The organism is Dermabacter sp. (assembly GCF_032550575.1).
GTDB lineage: Bacteria > Actinomycetota > Actinomycetes > Actinomycetales > Dermabacteraceae > Dermabacter > Dermabacter hominis.
In genome coordinates this window covers 438,225-455,958 of record NZ_JAWFZC010000001.1, presented here as the reverse complement: position 1 = coordinate 455,958, position 17,734 = coordinate 438,225, and the positions used below count along the sequence as shown (strand labels likewise).

The following is a 17,734-nucleotide window of genomic DNA, read 5'->3' as shown; positions in this document are numbered from 1 at the left end:
ATGCCAGCAATGAGTTCTGAAGAAGTCGCACGCCTGGCGTCCCTCGCTCGCATCGAGCTCACCGACGACGAAATCGCCCGATTCGCGGGCGAATTCGACGCGATCTTGGACGCGGTTGCGTCCGTGAGTGAAGTCGCGAGCGACGACGTCCCGGCCACAAGCCACCCGATCCCCATGACCAACGTGTTCCGAAAAGACGAGGTCACCGAAACCCTCACGCAAGAAGAGGCACTCTCCGGCGCGCCCGAGGCCGCCGACGGCCGCTTCGTCGTTCCGCAGATTCTGGGGGAGGAGTAACCGATGACCGACCTTGTGAAGCTTTCCGCCGCGCAGATGGCGAAGGGCCTCGACAGTGGCGAGTTCAGCGCGCGCGAACTGACTGACGCGCACCTTTCGCGCATCGAGGCCGTCGAGAGCCAGCTCAATGCGTTCGTGACCGTTACCGGCGAGGACGCACGTGCCACCGCCGACGCTGTCGACGAGGCGCGCGCCAAGGGCGAGAGCCTCGCGCCGCTCGCGGGTGTTCCCGTTGCCGTGAAGGATGTCGTTGTCACGAAGGGTATCCAAACCACCGCCGGTTCGAAGATCCTCGAAGGGTGGATTCCGCCATACGACGCAACGCTCGTGGAGAACCTCCGCGACGCGAAGCTTCCGATCCTCGGCAAGACCAACATGGACGAGTTCGCGATGGGCTCCTCGACCGAGACGAGCGCCTACGGCAACACCCACAACCCGTGGGATCTCGAGCGAATCCCCGGCGGCTCGGGCGGCGGCTCCTCCGCAGCTATCGCCGGCTTCGAGGCGCCTCTCGCGATCGGCACCGACACAGGCGGCTCGATCCGCCAGCCCGCAGCCGTGACCGGAACCGTCGGCGTGAAGCCCACCTACGGCTCCGTATCGCGCTACGGCCTCATCGCGATGGCAAGCTCGCTCGACCAGGCCGGCCCGTGCACGCGCACGGTCGAAGACGCCGCGCTCCTGCACGAGGTCATCGGAGGCTACGACCCGAAGGACTCGACCTCCCTCAAGGACGGCTTCGGTAATTTCGTCGAGGCTGCCCGCGCAAAGGACGTCAAGGGCATGCGCATCGGCGTTATCGAAGAGCTCGAGGGCGAAGGCTTCGATCCGCTCGTGAAGCAGCGCTTCGAAGAATCGCTCGCGCTCCTCGAAAAAGCAGGCGCGGAGATTGTTCGCGTGAGCTGCCCCAACTTCACGTACGCGCTTGGCGCCTACTACCTCATCATGCCGTCCGAGGCGAGCAGCAATCTCGCGAAATTCGACGGCATGCGCTTTGGCATGCGGGTTGTTCCCGAGGACCACCCGACCGCCGAAAAGGTCATGGCCGCCACGCGCGGCCAGGGATTCGGCGCCGAGGTCAAGCGCCGCATTCTGCTCGGCACGTACGCGCTTAGCTCCGGCTACTACGACGCCTACTACGGAAGCGCCCAGAAGGTGCGTACTCTCGTGCAGCGCGACTTTGCCGCGGCTTTCGACAAGTGCGACGTTCTCGCGTCCCCGACCGCTCCCACCGTCGCTTTCCGCCTCGGTGAGAACACCGAAAACCCGCTCAAGATGTACCTCAACGACATCGCGACGATCCCCGCGAACCTCGCGGGTGTCCCAGGCCTCTCGCTCCCGAGCGGCCTCGCCGAGGATTCGATGCCCGCAGGCTTCCAGTTCCTCGCGCCCGCGATGGCCGATGATCGCCTCTATCGCGCCGGCGGCGCACTCGAGGCGCTGCTTGAAGACACCTGGGGAGGGCCTCTCCTGAACAACGCCCCGGCCCTGGAAGGAGGCGCCAAGTGAACGCCTACACGGATATCGAACCCCTCGACTACGACGAGGCGATCGAGAAGTATGACCCGGCCCTCGGCATCGAGGTCCACGTCGAACTTGGCACGAAGACCAAGATGTTCGATGGCGCTCCCAATGTGTTTGCCGCCGAACCCAATACGGCGATTACGCCCGTCTCGCTCGGCCTCCCGGGTACATTGCCGGTCGTCAATGAGAAGGCAGTGGAGTACGCGATCAAGATCGGTCTCGCACTGAACTGCTCGATTGCCGAGCACTGCCGGTTCGCGCGTAAGCAGTACTTCTACCCGGACCTCACGAAGAACTTCCAGACCTCGCAGTACGACGAACCGATCGCCTACGACGGCTACGTCGACGTCGAACTTGACGACGGCGAGATCGTGCGCGTCGACATCGAGCGCGCGCACATGGAAGAGGACGCCGGCAAGAACACCCACATCGGTGGAACGGGCCGCATCCAGGGCGCAACCCACTCGCAGGTGGACTACAACCGCGCGGGTGTTCCTCTCGTGGAAATCGTGACGCGCCCGATCCCGAACACGGGTGGCCGCGCACCGGAGGTGGCCGCGGCGTACGTCCGCACGCTCCGCGATATCTTCCGCACCCTCGAGGTTTCGGAAGCGCGCATGGAGCGCGGCAACGTGCGCGCCGACATCAACGTCTCGCTTCGCCCCTCGCCGGAGGCACCGCTTGGCACGCGTACCGAAACGAAGAACGTCAACTCGTTCCGTGCAATTGAGCGCGCCGTGCGTTTCGAGATCAGCCGCCAGGCGGGAGTGCTCGATAGCGGTGCCGAGGTCATCCAGGAGACCCGTCACTTCCACGACGACACGGGCCACACGAGCTCGGGTCGCGTGAAGAGCGATGCCGAGGACTACCGCTACTTCCCCGAGCCCGATCTCGTGCCGGTCGCCCCGAGCCGGGAGTGGGTTGAGGAGCTGCGCTCCGCGCTTCCGGAGCTTCCCGCGGCTCGTCGCCGACGGTTGCTCGGCGAGTGGGGTTTCACGGACCTTGAAATGCGCGACGTCATTAACGCCGGTGCGCTCGACCTGATCGAGGGGACGGTCGCTGCGGGTGCGAAGCCCCAGGCGGCACGCAAGTGGTGGATGGGTGAACTCGCACGCATCGCCAAGGAAGCCGAGAAAGCGCTCGAGGAGCTCAGCGTCACTCCGGCTCAGGTTGCCGAACTCGTCTCGCTCGTCGAGGGCAAGACGATCAACGACAAGATCGGCCGCCAGGTGCTTGCGAAGGTCCTCGATGGTGAAGGTGATCCCGCCGCCATCGTGGAGAAGGAGAACCTCGCGGTTGTCTCTGATGACTCGGTTCTCGAGGGTGCCGTGGACCAGGCCATCGCTGATAACCCCGACGTGGTCGAGAAGATCAAGGGCGGCAAAGTCCAGGCAATCGGCGCGCTTATCGGCCCGGTCATGAAGGCGACGCGCGGCCAGGCTGATGCCGGGCGCGTTCGTGAGATCATTATGGCCAAACTTGAGGTGGGCTAACTCACCGGTCATAATGGGTACTTAAGAACTACCTAGTATGAAATGGGGCCTCGGGCTTTAGTGACCGAGGCCCCATTTTGCGGCCTGAAGCAGATCTGGGCCAACCGAGAGGGACTCATGAGTTTCGACCAGTACGTTGACCAACTGATCGCACCGATTGCTCAATTTATGAGCGCGGTCGTGTTCTACGCGCCGAATATCGGCGGCATTGAAATCCCACTGATCGTCGTCTGGCTCGCAGTGGCGGCCATCTTCATGACGGTGTGGTTGCGTTTCCAGCCGATCACGGGATTCAAGCACGCGATTGACGTCGTGCGAGGGCGCTACGCGAGCAAAACCGACCCCGGTGAGGTGAGCAGCTTCCAGGCGCTTGCCACCGAGATTTCAGGCGCGATCGGGCTTGGCAACATCGCGGGCGTCGCGGTCGCGATTGGGCTCGGCGGGCCGGGCGCCGCACTGTGGATCGCGATCTTCGGCTTCTTTGCGATGAGCCTCAAGATGGCCGAGGCGACCCTGGGCACGAAATACCGCGTGATCGACGAAGACGGAACGGTCCACGCAGGCCCTATGTACTTCCTCAAATATGGGTTCAAAGAGATCGGCTGGGCGAAGGCCGGCAGCGTTCTCGCAATGTTCTACGCGATCTCGGCTTTCTTCGGCGTGTTCGGCGGCGGAAACATGTTCCAGTCGAACCAGACCGCGATGATCCTCGGTGAGCAGCTCGGTTGGGACTTCCTTCTCAACAATCGCTGGATCGTGGGTGTGGTCTTTGGCATCCTCCTCGCGCTCGTCGTCGTCGGCGGCGTGAAGTCGATCGGCAAGATCACATCGAAAGCCGTTCCGCTCATGGCGGGTATCTACCTCGTCAGCGCAATCCTTATTCTTCTCTTCAACCTCCCGCAGGTCCCCTCGGCATTCATGACGATCGTGACCGAAGCGTTCCAGCCCAAGGGAGTGGCCGGGGGCGCGGCTGGAGCCGCCGTGATCGGTATTCAGCGCGCGCTCTTTTCGAACGCCGCGGGCGTTGGAACCGCGGGCATGACGCACGCGGCGGCGAAAACCCGCCACCCCGCGACCGAGGGCTTTACGGGCATGTGGAGCCCGTTCCTCGACTCGTGCGTCGTGTGTATGATCACCGCGCTTGTTGTGGTCGTGACCGGCGTCTATAAGAGCGGTGAGTCCGACGGCATCGTGATGACCGCGAAGGCTTTCTCGACCGTTGCACCGTGGTTCTCGTATGTCCTCATGGTGATCGTCGTTCCGTTCGCGTTCTCAACCGTGCTCGCGTACTACTACTACGGCCTGAGCGCGATCCAGTACATCCTCGGCAACTCGAAATGGGTGACCCACGGCTTCCAGGTCGTGTGGATTGCCTTCACCATCATCGGGTCCGCCATCACGATCGATTCCGTTGTCACTCTTGCCGATGCGCTCATCTTCATCATGACCATCCCGAACCTCATCGGCGTGTACGCGCTCGCCAAGATCGTTCGCTACGAGATCCTGCGCCACAAGGTGAAGGTGACAACTGGAGCCATCCCGCAGATTGATCCCGAGCTCGCCGTGGGCATGGGAGATCACGAGCCCACCGAAGAGCAGATCTCTGAGGCGCGTGATCGCGACGAAGAGGAAGCACGCGAATGGCATGAGATTCGCGAGCGTCTCTATGAAGACGGCGAATGGGGTCAGCAGCGCGAAGACGAGTGATGCAGGCCACCGAGTGATGCTAGTCACAGGCGCCGCATTGGCCCTCATTACTTGACGGGGCTCCTGGTGATTGCTATGTACTGCCGCTAACCAGGGGTTTTGTCGCTGCGTCAGTGCGCAAATAGGTCCGCTTGAGTGCGCGTGGACAAATTGTCGCTAAGAATTCGTTTTCCCGAATGCGCTTGAAACCGCCGGTTCTTTTCCGAATGGTGGAGCGTGTTTGCTTTTCCCCCTCAAGGAGTAACTGATGCATAGTTCTGGTGTTATCGACCAGTTCTTGAATACCTACTTTGCGCCGTTTGCCAATTTCTTGTCGGCGGTCGTTTTTTACGCCCCCACCATTGCCGGGGTCAAGGTCCCCATCATCGTGTTGTGGCTGATCGCGGCCGCCCTCTTCCTCACGGTGTGGCTTCGATTCCAGCCCATCACGGGGCTCGCGCATTCGATCGGTGTCATTCGCGGCAAATACACCCGTAAGACCGACCCGGGTGAGGTGAGTTCCTTTCAGGCTCTCGCGACGGAGCTTTCGGGCACCGTTGGTCTTGGCAATATCGCCGGTGTTGCCGTCGCCATTTCGATCGGTGGGCCCGGTGCCGCGCTGTGGATCGTACTCTTCGGCTTCCTCGCGATGAGCGTAAAGATGGCCGAGGCGACTCTCGGTTCGAAGTACCGCGAGATTGACGATGACGGCCACACGCATGGCGGCCCCATGTACTACCTCAGGCACGGTCTTGATGACGTCGGCTTCAAGAAGTTCGGCATCGTCCTCTCGTTCCTCTACGCGGCATTCACGCTCATCGGCGTGTTTGGTGCGGGTAACCTCTTCCAGTCGAATCAGGGCGCGGCGATCCTTAGCGATCAGCTCGGCATTGCCTTCCTTCAGGACAACCGCTGGGTCATCGGTGCGATTATGGCGGCGCTTGCGGCGCTCGTGATCGTCGGCGGTATTCAGTCGATCGGCACGTGGACGGCGCGCATCACGCCTCTCATGGCAATTGTGTACTTCCTGTGCGTGCTCGCGATCATCATCATGAATATTCAGGCGGTGCCCGAGGCGGTCGCCAAGATCTTCTCGACGGCTGTAACCGGCGAGGGTGTGACCGGTGGCGCGATCGGCGTGGCCATCGTTGGTATCCAGCGCGCGCTCTTCTCGAACGCTGCGGGTGTGGGCTCGGCCGGCATGGCGCACTCGGCCTCGAAGACCAAGGAGCCCGCGACGGAAGGCTTCACCGCGATGTGGGAGCCGCTCGTGGACTCTGTTATCGTCTGCACGCTCACGGCGATCGCCATTACCGTGACGGGTGTGTATGAGGACGGTAGCGGCGACGGCATCGTCATGACGGCGAATGCATTTGGGACGGTCGCAAGCTGGTTCCCGTATATTTTGACCGTGTCGGTGGCGCTCTTCGCGTTCTCGACGATCCTGAGCTACTACTACTACGGCAACCTTGCCGCCGAGTTCCTCTTCGGGCGGTCGGCCTTCGTGAAGCGCGGCTTCCAGATCGTATGGATTCTCGCGGTTATTCTCGGCTCGGCCGTGTCGATGGACGCTGTCATCAACTTCTCGGATGCCGTATTCTTCCTCATGACGATTCCGAACCTTCTCGGCATCTACTTCCTCGCAAAGATTGTGCGTTACGAGATTCTCCGCCACAAGGTGAAGCTTGAAACGGGCGCGATCGCAGTCGTTGATCCGGCACTCGCTGTCGGCATGGGTGACCACGAGCCCACGGAGCAGCAAGTCGCTGAAGCTCGCGCGCTCGAGGAGGAGGAAAACGCCAAGTATGAGGCGCTCAAGCAGCGCCTCGCGGACGATCCCGGTTGGCCGCATCGCGAAGGCTGATTGGTCGTTCTAGCAACAGGCAGTTCATAATCTGAGACCCTCGTCCAATATTTGGGCGAGGGTCTTGGGTTTCTGCCTATGCTGTGGCCATGCCTCACCTTCGTTCACGCACGTCAACCCACGGACGCAATATGGCCGGCGCACGCGCCCTGTGGCGCGCGACCGGCATGGGCTCGAATGATTTCGGCAAGCCGATCATCGCGATCGCGAACTCCTTCACACAGTTCGTTCCTGGCCATGTGCACCTCAAAAACGTTGGCGACATGGTCGCCGAATCGATTCGCGAGGCCGGGGGAGTGGCGAAGGAATTCAATACAATCGCGGTCGACGACGGCATTGCGATGGGGCACCAGGGAATGCTCTACTCCCTCCCGAGTCGAGACGTCATCGCCGACAGCATCGAATACATGGTCAACGCCCACTGCGCCGATGCGCTCGTGTGCATCTCCAACTGTGACAAGATCACGCCCGGCATGCTCATGGCGGCGATGCGGCTCAACATTCCCGTCGTCTTTGTGTCGGGTGGACCAATGGAAGCCGGTAAACCCGTCGAAGGCGTAATCGACCACAGCATCGATCTCGTCGATGCAATCAGCTACGCCGTCGATGAGTCCATAAGCGACGACCAGCTCGCCCAGATCGAAAACAATGCATGTCCCACGTGTGGCTCGTGCTCGGGAATGTTCACGGCAAACTCGATGAACTGCCTCACCGAGGCCCTGGGGCTTTCGCTTCCGGGAAATGGCACGACGCTCGCGACGCACGCGTTCCGCCGCGACCTCTTCGTGGAGGCAGGTGCGCGAATCGTCGAACTGTGCCGCCGCTACTACGACGATGACGACGAGAGCGTGCTGCCTCGTTCGATCGCCACGAAAGCGGCGTTCGAAAACGCCATGAGCCTCGATGTCGCGATGGGGGGCTCGACCAACACCGTGCTGCACATCCTTGCTACCGCGATCGAGGGTGAGGTTGATTTTGGCCTCGAAGACATCGACCGGATTTCTCGGAACGTTCCCTGCCTGTCCAAGGTCGCCCCGAACGGAATTGCTCACGTCGAAGACGTGCACCGCGCCGGCGGGATTCCCGCGATCCTCGGCGAGCTTGATCGCGCGGGCCTGCTCGATCACTCGGTGCACGCGATTCACGCTCGTTCCCTCGCCGAATGGCTTGCCAAGTGGGATATCCGCGGGGGAGAGGCCGGGCAGGAGGCCTTCACGCTCTTCAGTGCGGCACCGGGCCGAAAACGCACGACGGTGCCGTTCAGCCAGGACATGCGCTGGGAGGAGCTCGATCTCGACCAGGAATCGGGCGTGATTCGCGCCGTGCCGTTCGCGCACACGAAAGACGGCGGCCTGTGCGTGCTTCGAGGCAATCTCGCAACTGATGGCGCCGTCATCAAGAGCGCAGGCATTGACGAGGAACTCTTCCACTTCGAGGGGCGCGCCTTTGTTGTCGAGTCCCAAGAGGAAGCGGTGCAACGCATCCTCGACAAATCCGTTACGGAAGGCGACATCGTCGTGATCCAGTTCGAGGGACCACAGGGCGGCCCGGGCATGCAAGAGATGCTCTACCCGACGTCGTACCTCAAGGGGCGCGGGCTCGGTAAGGCCTGCGCGCTCATTACGGACGGTCGGTTCTCGGGCGGCACCTCGGGTATCTCAATCGGGCACATTTCGCCCGAAGCCGCCGAGGGTGGTGCGATCGGTCTCGTGGAGACGGGTGACCGCATTGTGATTGACGTGCACAAGCGTGAACTTACGCTCGATGTTCCGCAGGCAGAACTTGATCGTCGTCGCGAGTCGCGCGGGCCTCTTCCGTGGCGACCGAAGAATCGACGCCGCGAGGTGAGTCAGGCACTGAAGGTGTATGCCCATCACGTGCGCTCGGCAACATTTGGCGCGACGCGTAGGCCTCTCCCGTAAGCGGCGGGCGCCGTGGGGCCGACGGTTCGCAGGAGCCGTCGGATCTCAAGATGTGAACCGTTTCGTTTCAAGATTCGTATCCGGGTAGTTTTACAGGCATGCAGAGCATTCTCCTTATCGTTACCGGGCGCGGCTAACGCCCCCGCACGATAAGCCGCGCCCCTCGATTTCCCGCAAGGGACGAGGGGCTTTTTTGTCAGTGAATAGTTGGAGGCGTTATGGCTGAAGCAGTCACGGGAGCGCAAACGCTCATCATGTCGCTCGAAGCGGCGGGGGCGGAAGTCGTGTTTGGCCTGCCCGGGGGAGCGATCCTCCCGACCTACGATCCGCTTCTCGATGCGAAGGGGCTTCGGCACATTCTCGTGCGTCACGAGCAGGGCGCGGGCCACGCGGCGAGCGGGTACGCGCATGCCACCGGCAAGGTGGGCGTGTGCATCGCGACCTCGGGACCCGGCGCGACGAACCTCATCACCGCGATTGCGGATGCCCAGATGGACTCGATCCCCATGGTGGTGATCACCGGTCAGGTGGGTTCGAGTTTTATTGGTACGGACGCGTTCCAAGAGGCCGACATCGTGGGCATGACGATGCCCGTGACGAAGCACAACATCCTCGTCACGAACGCGGATGACATTCCGCTCGCGATCAAACAGGCCTTCCACATCGCCTCGACGGGCAGGCCGGGGGTCGTGCTCGTAGACGTGACGAAGGATGCGCAGCAGGCCGAAACCGTTTTTGAATGGCCCGAAGAGCTCAATCTTCCCGGCTACCGGATCCCCGGCCGCCCGCACGGCAAGCAGATCCGAGAAGCGGTCGAGCTGCTCGTGAACGCGAAGCGCCCCGTGTTCCTCCTGGGCGGTGGTGTGCTTCGTTCGCGCGCGAGCGAGGAGGTGCGTGCGCTCGTCGAAGCGGCGAACGCGCCGTTCGTGACGACCCTCATGGCGCGCGGCGCCCTTCCCGACTCGCACCCGCAGCACCTGGGAATGCCCGGGATGCACGGAGACGTCGCCGCGGTCGCATCCCTCCAACGCAGCGACCTGGTTATCGCGATCGGGGCACGCTTCGATGACCGCGTGACGGGAAGGCTCGACTCGTTCGCGCCCGCAGCAAAGGTTGTGCACGCCGATATCGACCCCGCCGAGATTTCAAAAAACCGAGTCGCCGACGTGCCGATCGTGGGCGATGCGGCGGATGTCGCTCGCGCCCTTCTAGCGGCCCTCGCCGATCGCCTTGCAGACGGCGACGAACGCGACTACGAAGCCTGGTGGCAGCTCATGAACGGGCTGCGCGAGAACTACCCGCTCGGGTGGACCGCGACTGCCGACGGCTACACGGCGCCGCAGCACGTGATTTCGCGCATCAGCGCCATCAGTGGCCCCGAATCGATCTTCGTTGCCGGTGTGGGCCAGCACCAGATGTGGTCGAGCCAATTCATCGACTTCGAGGAGCCGTATTCGTGGATCAACTCCGGCGGCCTCGGCACGATGGGCTACTCACTGCCCGCGGCGATGGGCGCGAAAGTGGGACAGCCCGGCAAGGTCGTGTGGTCGATCGACGGCGACGGTTGCTTCCAAATGACGAATCAGGAGCTCGCGACCTGCGTGCTCAACGATATTCCGATCAAGGTCGCAATCATCAATAATTCGTCGCTCGGAATGGTGCGTCAGTGGCAGAACCTTTTCTACGATCAGCGTTTTTCCAATACCGATCTCAATACCGGGCACGGCACGCGCCGCGTTCCCGACTTCGTGAAGCTCGCCGAGGCCTACGGTGCCGTAGGGCTACGGTGCGAGCGCGACGAGGACATCGACCGGGTGATCGGCGAAGCGATGGCGATCAACGATCGCCCCGTCGTGGTCGATTTTCAGGTGAGTGCTGACGCGATGGTGTGGCCCATGGTGCCCGCGGGCGTGAGCAACGACGAGATTCAAATCGCGCAGGGCATGACGCCCGAATGGGAGAGGGAGATCTGAGCATGGACTTTTCGCGCGACCCGGAGAAGAACCATACGCTGTCCGTCCTGGTGGAGAATAAGCCCGGTGTTCTCACGCGCGTCACGGCGCTTTTTGCGAGGCGCGGTTACAACATCGCATCGCTCGCGGTAGGACCTACCGAGCACGAGGGTATCTCTCGCATCACCGTCGTGGTCGAGGTTGATCAGATGCCACTTGAGCAGATCACGAAGCAGCTCAATAAGCTCGTGAACGTCCTGAAAATCGTCCAGCTCGAGCCGCGGCAGTCGGTCGAGCGTGAGCTTGTGCTCGTCAAGGTTAAGGCCAACAACCAGACCCGCACGTCGGTTCTCGAAATAGTGCAGATGTTTCGAGCGAAGGTCGTCGATGCGGCCTCCGATTCCGTCACGATCGAGGCGACGGGATCGGCCGATAAGCTTGCCGCGCTGCTGTCCATGCTCGAGCAGTTCGGGGTCAAGGAGATCGTGAAGTCGGGGGCGGTCGCGATCGGGCGCGGCTCGCGTTCGATTACGGATCGCGCGCTGCTCGGGTAGGCAGCGTGGGGTCCGACGGGTGCACACCCACCGGCGTTTCTCAATATGAGACACGTATCCAGTAAGTAAGACGAGGGGCGGTTAGACTGCCCACAACCGAATCACACATGAGAACCGAAGGAGTTCACCGTGGCGGAAATGTTTTATGACGACAACGCTGATCTTGCACTCATCCAGTCCAAGAAGGTCGGCATCGTAGGATTCGGCTCGCAGGGCCACGCTCACGCCCTCAACCTTCGCGACTCGGGCGTCGAGGTACGCATCGGCCTCAAGGAGGGGTCGAAATCGCGAGCAAAAGCCGAAGAGCAGGGCTTTGGCGTGGACACCGTCGCCGAGGTCGCGAAGTGGGCCGACGTCATCATGATCCTCGCTCCTGACCAGTACCAGGCCGAGATCTACGAGAACGAGATCAAGGACAACCTCGAGGCGGGTAACGCGCTCTTCTTCGCGCACGGCTTCAACATCCGCTTCGACTACATCGAAGCGCCTAAGGGCGTCGACGTCGCGCTCGTCGCGCCGAAGGGCCCGGGCCATACGGTGCGCCGCGAGTTCGTCGCCGGGCGCGGTGTTCCCTGCATCATCGCAGTGGAAAACGACGAGTCGGGCGAGGCCTGGCCGCTCGCCCTGTCATACGCGAAGGCGATTGGTGGCCTGCGCGCGGGCGCGATCAAAACCACCTTCACGGAAGAAACCGAAACCGACCTCTTTGGTGAGCAGGCTGTGCTGTGCGGAGGCATGAGCCACCTCGTGCAGGCGGGCTTCGAGACACTGACCGAGGCGGGCTACCAGCCCGAGATCGCCTACTTCGAGGTGCTTCACGAGCTCAAGCTCATCGTGGACCTCATGATCGAAGGTGGCATCGCGAAGCAGCGCTGGTCGATCTCGGATACCGCCGAATTCGGCGACTACGTCTCGGGTCCGCGAGTCGTGGACGAACACGTCAAGGCCTCCATGAAGGCCGTTTTGGACGACATTCAAAACGGCAGCTTCGCGAAGCGCTTCGTCGATGATCAAAAGGCAGGTGCGCCCGAGTTCACGAAGCTGCGCGCGAGCGAGCAGGAGCACCCGATCGAGAAGGTCGGCAAGGAGCTTCGCACGATGTTTGCCTGGAGCGCCGAGCAGCTCGATGCCGACTACACAGAGGGCACCGCACAACGCTGATTCGCCGCCCCGTGCACCACCCTCGCGCCACCGAAGGAGAAACCATGAGCACACTTGACCTCGCTGTCATCCCCGGAGATGGGATTGGGCAGGAAGTTGTACCCGAGGGCCTCAAGGTTCTTCGGGCGGCCCTGGAAAGCACGGGGCGTAACCTCGTCACGACCGACTACAACCTCGGCGCGAGCCGCTGGCACGACACCGGCGAAACGCTGACGGATGAGGACCTGGACGCGCTTAAGCGCCACGACGCCCTGCTGCTGGGTGCCGTCGGACACCCGAGCGTGCCCTCGGGTGTTCTCGAGCGGGGGCTTTTGCTCAAGCTCCGGTTTGCTTTCGAGCATTACGTGAACCTCCGCCCTACGACTCTCTTCCCGCACGTGGATTCCCCACTTGCGAACCCTGGCACGGTCGACTTCGTCGTCGTGCGCGAGGGAACCGAGGGGGCGTACGTTGGTGCCGGTGGGGTGCTTCGCGAGGGGAGCGCCGACGAAGTGGCGACCGAGGTGTCGATCAATACTGCCCACGGAGTTGAGCGCGTCGTGCGTTATGCCTTCGAGCTTGCCGCGAAGCGCCGCGGGAAGCTCACCCTCGTGCACAAGCACAACGTGCTCGTGCACGCCGGGCGTCTTTGGAAGCGCATCGTGGAGAACGTGGCCGGCGAGTATCCCGATGTCGAGGTTGATTACTCGCACATCGATGCGATGATGATCTACCTCGTTCAGGATCCTTCGCGTTTCGACGTGATCGTGACGGACAACCTCTTTGGCGACATCATTACCGATCTTGCGGGTGCGATCTCTGGCGGCATCGGGCTTTCGGCTTCCGGCAACCTGAACCCCACGGGTGAGTTTCCGTCGATGTTTGAGCCCGTGCACGGAAGCGCCCCCGACATCGCGGGCAAGGGCATTGCGAATCCCACCGCGACGATCCTCTCCGTTGCGCTCCTTCTCGAGTCAATCGGTGAGGACGCGGCCGCGCAGCGCGTGCGCGAGGCCGTGACCGAGGATCTCGCGGAGAACCCGGGCTCCGCGCGTACGTGCGCGCAGATCGGGGACGCAATCGCGCAGGCTGTTCGGGAAAAGGCGCATGCAGCCTCGTAAACTGGGGAAATCAACGATTAAAGGTGAGAGGAATAAAGCCCATGGGTGAATACCGCGCAAGCTCGGCTCCGCGTCGAATCTCGAACGAGGAGCGTGAGCGCATCCTCAAGGATCCCGGCTTCGGCGACAACTTCACCGATTACATGGCCCATCAGCGGTGGACCGAAGCCGAAGGCTGGAGCGAGGGTGAGATTCTTCCGTACGGCCCCCTCTCACTCCAACCTGCCGCTGCGGTTTTCCACTACGCTCAGGAAATTTTCGAGGGACTCAAGGCCTTCCGGCACGCCGACGAAAGCGTGTGGACCTTCCGCCCCGAGAAGAACGCCGCGCGTATCCAGAACTCGGCGAGGCGCCTCGCGCTACCCGAGATCTCGACCGAGGACTTCCTCGCCTCGCTGCGAGGCGTCGTGAGCGCCGATGAGCCGTGGGTTCCCACGGGTGGCGAGTCGAGTCTCTACCTTCGCCCGTTCATGTTTGCCTCGGAAAGCTTCCTCGGTGTGCGTGCGGCGCACACGGTCGACTACTACGTGATCGCTTCGCCTGCCGGTAACTACTTCTCGCGCGGCGTGCAGCCGCTCGTCGTCTGGGTCTCGCCGCTCGCCGCCCGCGCGGGCCGCGGCGGCACGGGCTTTGCCAAGTGCGGTGGCAACTACGCGAGCTCGCTCCAGGGCAAGTACGAGGCTGCCAAGGCGGGGGCCGATGAGGTCATGTTCCTCGATTCGGAGACACACTCGAACATCGATGAGCTCTCGGGCATGAATACTTTCGTCGTCTACGCCGATGGTCGCATCGTGACGCCCACGCTCACCGGCTCGATCCTTCCGGGCGTGACGCGCGAATCGATCCTTACGCTCGCCGCCGATCGTGGCCTTAGCCCCAGCGAAGAGTCCGTCAACTACGAGGCGCTCACCGCCGATATCGCTGCGGGCCGCGTGACGGAAATGTTTGCGTGCGGCACAGCCGCCGTGATCAACCCAATTGGCGAGCTGCGTGATGAAAAGGCCACGTGGACAATCGGCAACGGTGGCAGCGGCGAGGTCACGATGGCCCTTCGCGAAGAGCTGACGGGCATTCAGTACGGCCGCGTTGAGGACCGCCACGGCTGGCTCGCGCGCCTCGTGTAGCGCTGCACTACCCGATCCGTTTCTTTCTTCAGCACCTCGGAGGTCACGGCCAGTGTTTCACCTGTACGACACGACCCTGCGCGACGGCTCTCAGCAAGAGGGACTCACGCTTAGCGTCGAGGACAAACTCCAGGTCGCAAGGCTCCTCGATGAGCTCGGCGTGACCTATATCGAGGGCGGCTGGCCGGGCGCGGTTCCGAAGGATACAGAGTTTTTCGCGCGTGCGAAAAAGGAGCTCTCGTTGAAGAACGCCCGACTCGCGGCCTTCGGGGCGACCCGCAAAAAGGGGTGTGCGGCGAGCGAGGACCCGCAGTTGCGGGAGCTCGTGGATTCAGGGGCTCCGACGGTCACTCTCGTGGCAAAGTCTGATCTTCGGCACGTCGAATCGGCGCTGCGCACGAGCGCCGAGGAGAACCTCGCGATGGTGCGCGAGAGCATTGAGTTTCTCCGTGGTTACGGCCGCGAGGTGTTCATCGACGCCGAGCACTTTTTCGACGGCTATGCTCACGATGCCGACTACGCGGTGCGCGTCGTTGCCGAAGCCTTGCGCGCCGGGGCGGCGATTGTTGTTCTATGCGATACGAATGGAGGAATGCTCCCGCATCAGGTGAGTGCGATCATCACGGATGTGCGTGCACGGCTCGAAAAAGCAGGGCTCGAGAGCGACCGTCTCGGTGCCCACATGCATAACGATTCCGGCTGCGCGATCGCGAACACGATCGCCGCCGTAGAAGCGGGCGCGGTGCATGTTCAGGGCTGCGTGAACGGCTATGGCGAGCGGACGGGCAACGCCGATCTCATTCCGGTTCTCGCCAATCTTCAGCTCAAGCTCGGGCGAAAGCTCGTGAGCCCCGAACAGCTTGGCGATGCGACACGGATCGCCCACGCAATCGCGGAGATCGCGAATATTCCCGCGTACGCACGCGCGCCGTACGTGGGAGCGAGCGCATTCGCGCACAAGGCTGGCCTGCACGCGAGCGCGATCCGCGTGGATCCAGATCTGTACCAGCACATGGATCCAACGGTCGTGGGCAATGACATGCGCATGATCATCTCGGACATGGCGGGCAAGGCGTCGATCGAACTCAAGGGGCGCGAGCTCGGCTACGACCTCTCCGGTGAGGACGCCACACTCGCCCTGCTCGCCCAGACAGTCAAGGGGCGCGAAGCCGAGGGATACAGCTACGAGGCGGCCGACGCCTCCTTCGAGATGCTCGTGCTCCACGTTCTCGGGGACCTTCCCACCTACGTTGAGGTGGAGTCGTGGCGCACCTCCTCCCACCAGCTCCGCGACGGATCGCTCGAATCGGAAGCAACCGTGCGCCTCAGCACGGCTCCCGGTCACCGAAGCGTGACGATCGCCGAAGGCAACGGCCCCGTGAATGCCCTCGACAAGGCCCTTCGTGAGGCGCTCGTGGACACCTATCCCGAGATTGCCTCGTTCGCACTCGTCGACTTCAAGGTGCGTATCCTCGACTCCCAGCAGGGCACCGACGCGACGACTCGCGTGCTCGTGACGAGCCAGGCTCCCTTTGGCCGCTTCACGACGGTTGGCGTGGGCCCGAACATTATCGAGGCCTCGTGGGAGGCGCTTTTCGACGCTTATTGGTACGGCCTGCACAAGCTCCGCGTGGCCCCAGCGCGCGAAAGCGGAGGATCGCTCTAAAGCATCGCTTCGAGGTCTTTCAGCTTGTGGACCCTGAATGGATAGCAGCGCCAGCGGTAGGCGGGACCGCATCTCAAGCCCGCAGTGAGAAGGGCGGAAGGGGAGCCGGGAGGCCCGTGGTGGTGGGGTGTGAAGAAGGGTGGAAGCCATGTGCTCTCTCTAGGGGGAGGGGGAACCGTTCTATGCTTATGGCATTTCCACTCCTACTCGCGGGCAGCAAGCCAGCTTCTCGGAGCGTCGCTACGTGCGTCGTAACGGTGCGGGGAGTGCAGCCCACTTCTTCCGAGATATCGCGGCGGGGTGGTATACGTCCGGTATCGCTATAGCTACTGGAGACGGCGAGGTGGATGCGACCGCGCGTCTCGTTGCCCTGTACCCAACCAGAGCGCACGCGAACTTCCCGGAGGTTTCCCGGACCCCGAGACAATCGCACTTACGGACTATAACTTCACAATCCACGATGTCTATGACTTCGACACGAAAACCAAATATAAAGGCGTTACTAATAAGGTTGTGGCAGTGATGGCGCTCGCGCAGAAGCGTGGGGTGATCAGGCCATACCCAGTGGTGATTAGCGTTTAAAGATGGATCGATTTAAAATATCGATTCGAAGGAATAGTAATCATCTGATGCTCTGCTGTAGCAGAGCATCAGATGAGATCCATCTTCCCTCTTGGTGACGGGAAGGCACTTCATATCATTTAAATCTTCTAGACTAAATGGGGCGTTCGAGTTGGTGATGACGGTCGTACCAACCCATTCATCTGGCGATTCTTGGAAGTTAGCTGGAGCCCACATCCCAACTTGGTCTGCCTTGGGCAGCTTCATTACGCGTAGATAATCTCCGTCGCCCGTGAACCCTATATCGCTGCTGTAAAGCTCTTCAGTAGTCATAGAGGCGGGGACGTCAATCCCCCAGGCTTCCGACAGTACTTGCGGCGAATCATCGGCATCCAGCCCCAGCTCCGCGCTTAGGTCGTGACCGCAACCTTGAAGGGGCAAGCAGAGAAGAGTGATGGATCCGCAAGCCAGAATCGTTGACCACAGCTTTTTCTTCACCGGCCCCCTCTGAAACGCGATAGCGCCAGCTCAAACTTTTCCTACCAGAAAACCCCATTCTATGCCTGACGACCGTGTGCGCTACGCATTGGCGATGCGGTAGGCGTGTTCGTATATGTCGATGATGAGGTTGTCTTTGAGGCGTTGGCCGCGTTTGTGTGCGCGGTGTGCGGTTTTGAGTGCGTGGCGGAAGGCTGTTTCGTCGCGTTGTGGGACTCCTGCCGAGTCGTAGAGGACGCGGACACCTTGGATGTAGGACGGGTCGTGGCGTTCAAGTTCTTCGACGCTGAGGCCGTCCAGCTCGTCGGAGAGGGCGCGCATACGCTGAGCGC

14 protein-coding genes are annotated in these 17,734 nt (G+C 62.1%); 12 read left to right on the top strand and 2 right to left on the bottom strand.

Features of this window, described 5'->3' with window-relative positions; all coding sequences use genetic code 11:
* From gatC to cimA, 12 genes are all read left to right on the top strand, one after another.
* The gene (gene gatC, locus E6X30_RS02070) at positions 1–297 is read left to right on the top strand and encodes an Asp-tRNA(Asn)/Glu-tRNA(Gln) amidotransferase subunit GatC (protein WP_034374975.1); all 297 of its coding nucleotides are present in this window, start codon (positions 1–3) and stop codon (positions 295–297) included.
* A 3-nt stretch (positions 298–300) separates the two neighbouring features.
* Positions 301–1,806, top strand: coding sequence for an Asp-tRNA(Asn)/Glu-tRNA(Gln) amidotransferase subunit GatA (gene gatA / locus E6X30_RS02065; RefSeq protein ID WP_316335645.1), 1,506 nt, complete (start codon positions 301–303; stop codon positions 1,804–1,806).
* Positions 1,803–3,314 carry an Asp-tRNA(Asn)/Glu-tRNA(Gln) amidotransferase subunit GatB gene (gene gatB / locus E6X30_RS02060; RefSeq protein WP_316335644.1) on the top strand — a complete coding sequence of 504 codons (1,512 nt, stop codon included), beginning with the start codon at positions 1,803–1,805 and terminating at the stop codon, positions 3,312–3,314. Before gatA ends, gatB begins: the two co-directional genes overlap by 4 nt.
* Positions 3,315–3,431: 117 nt before the next feature.
* Positions 3,432–5,021, top strand: coding sequence for a sodium:alanine symporter family protein (locus E6X30_RS02055; RefSeq protein WP_016664781.1), 1,590 nt, complete (start codon positions 3,432–3,434; stop codon positions 5,019–5,021).
* Positions 5,022–5,268: 247 nt separating this feature from the next.
* Positions 5,269–6,864 carry an alanine/glycine:cation symporter family protein gene (locus E6X30_RS02050; protein WP_316335643.1) on the top strand — a complete coding sequence of 532 codons (1,596 nt, stop codon included), beginning with the start codon at positions 5,269–5,271 and terminating at the stop codon, positions 6,862–6,864.
* Between the two features lie 89 nt (positions 6,865–6,953).
* On the top strand, positions 6,954–8,786 hold the full coding sequence (gene ilvD / locus E6X30_RS02045; protein WP_316335642.1) for a dihydroxy-acid dehydratase: 1,833 nt from the start codon (positions 6,954–6,956) through the stop codon (positions 8,784–8,786).
* A 218-nt stretch (positions 8,787–9,004) separates the two neighbouring features.
* A complete protein-coding gene (locus E6X30_RS02040) occupies positions 9,005–10,759 on the top strand; it encodes an acetolactate synthase large subunit (RefSeq protein ID WP_316335641.1) in 1,755 nt (584 codons plus the stop codon).
* Between the two features lie 2 nt (positions 10,760–10,761).
* Positions 10,762–11,292, top strand: a complete 531-nt coding sequence (gene ilvN / locus E6X30_RS02035; RefSeq protein ID WP_034373537.1) for an acetolactate synthase small subunit — start codon at positions 10,762–10,764, stop codon at positions 11,290–11,292.
* Positions 11,293–11,430: 138 nt separating this feature from the next.
* Positions 11,431–12,453: a ketol-acid reductoisomerase gene (gene ilvC / locus E6X30_RS02030; protein WP_371440689.1), complete on the top strand. Its 1,023-nt coding sequence runs from the start codon at positions 11,431–11,433 to the stop codon at positions 12,451–12,453.
* A 44-nt stretch (positions 12,454–12,497) separates the two neighbouring features.
* The gene (locus E6X30_RS02025) at positions 12,498–13,553 is read left to right on the top strand and encodes a 3-isopropylmalate dehydrogenase (protein WP_016664775.1); all 1,056 of its coding nucleotides are present in this window, start codon (positions 12,498–12,500) and stop codon (positions 13,551–13,553) included.
* Positions 13,554–13,594: 41 nt separating this feature from the next.
* On the top strand, positions 13,595–14,677 hold the full coding sequence (locus E6X30_RS02020; RefSeq protein WP_316335640.1) for a branched-chain amino acid aminotransferase: 1,083 nt from the start codon (positions 13,595–13,597) through the stop codon (positions 14,675–14,677).
* A 52-nt stretch (positions 14,678–14,729) separates the two neighbouring features.
* Positions 14,730–16,343 (top strand): citramalate synthase, encoded by a 1,614-nt coding sequence (gene cimA / locus E6X30_RS02015; protein WP_316335639.1) that lies wholly within the window; start codon positions 14,730–14,732, stop codon positions 16,341–16,343.
* 594 nt (positions 16,344–16,937) lie between these two features.
* On the opposite strand, the gene E6X30_RS02010 is transcribed toward cimA, so the two are convergent.
* Both E6X30_RS02010 and E6X30_RS02005 read right to left on the bottom strand, forming a co-directional pair.
* On the bottom strand, positions 16,938–17,402 hold the full coding sequence (locus E6X30_RS02010) for a hypothetical protein (protein ID WP_316335638.1): 465 nt from the start codon (positions 17,400–17,402) through the stop codon (positions 16,938–16,940).
* Between the two features lie 81 nt (positions 17,403–17,483).
* Positions 17,484–17,723, bottom strand: a complete 240-nt coding sequence (locus E6X30_RS02005; protein WP_316335637.1) for a hypothetical protein — start codon at positions 17,721–17,723, stop codon at positions 17,484–17,486.
* Positions 17,724–17,734: the final 11 nt, after the last annotated feature.

Bases quoted from the DNA above. Each gene is read 5' to 3' on its own strand.
- gatC (WP_034374975.1), top strand. From the start codon at position 1: ATGCCAGCAATGAGTTCTGAAGAAGTCGCACGCCTGGCGTCCCTCGCT.
- gatA (WP_316335645.1), top strand. From the start codon at position 301: ATGACCGACCTTGTGAAGCTTTCCGCCGCGCAGATGGCGAAGGGCCTC.
- E6X30_RS02055 (WP_016664781.1), top strand. From the start codon at position 3,432: ATGAGTTTCGACCAGTACGTTGACCAACTGATCGCACCGATTGCTCAA.
- E6X30_RS02050 (WP_316335643.1), top strand. From the start codon at position 5,269: ATGCATAGTTCTGGTGTTATCGACCAGTTCTTGAATACCTACTTTGCG.
- ilvD (WP_316335642.1), top strand. From the start codon at position 6,954: ATGCCTCACCTTCGTTCACGCACGTCAACCCACGGACGCAATATGGCC.
- E6X30_RS02040 (WP_316335641.1), top strand. From the start codon at position 9,005: ATGGCTGAAGCAGTCACGGGAGCGCAAACGCTCATCATGTCGCTCGAA.
- ilvN (WP_034373537.1), top strand. From the start codon at position 10,762: ATGGACTTTTCGCGCGACCCGGAGAAGAACCATACGCTGTCCGTCCTG.
- ilvC (WP_371440689.1), top strand. From the start codon at position 11,431: ATGTTTTATGACGACAACGCTGATCTTGCACTCATCCAGTCCAAGAAG.
- E6X30_RS02025 (WP_016664775.1), top strand. From the start codon at position 12,498: ATGAGCACACTTGACCTCGCTGTCATCCCCGGAGATGGGATTGGGCAG.
- E6X30_RS02020 (WP_316335640.1), top strand. From the start codon at position 13,595: ATGGGTGAATACCGCGCAAGCTCGGCTCCGCGTCGAATCTCGAACGAG.
- E6X30_RS02005 (WP_316335637.1), bottom strand. From the start codon at position 17,723: ATGCGCGCCCTCTCCGACGAGCTGGACGGCCTCAGCGTCGAAGAACTT.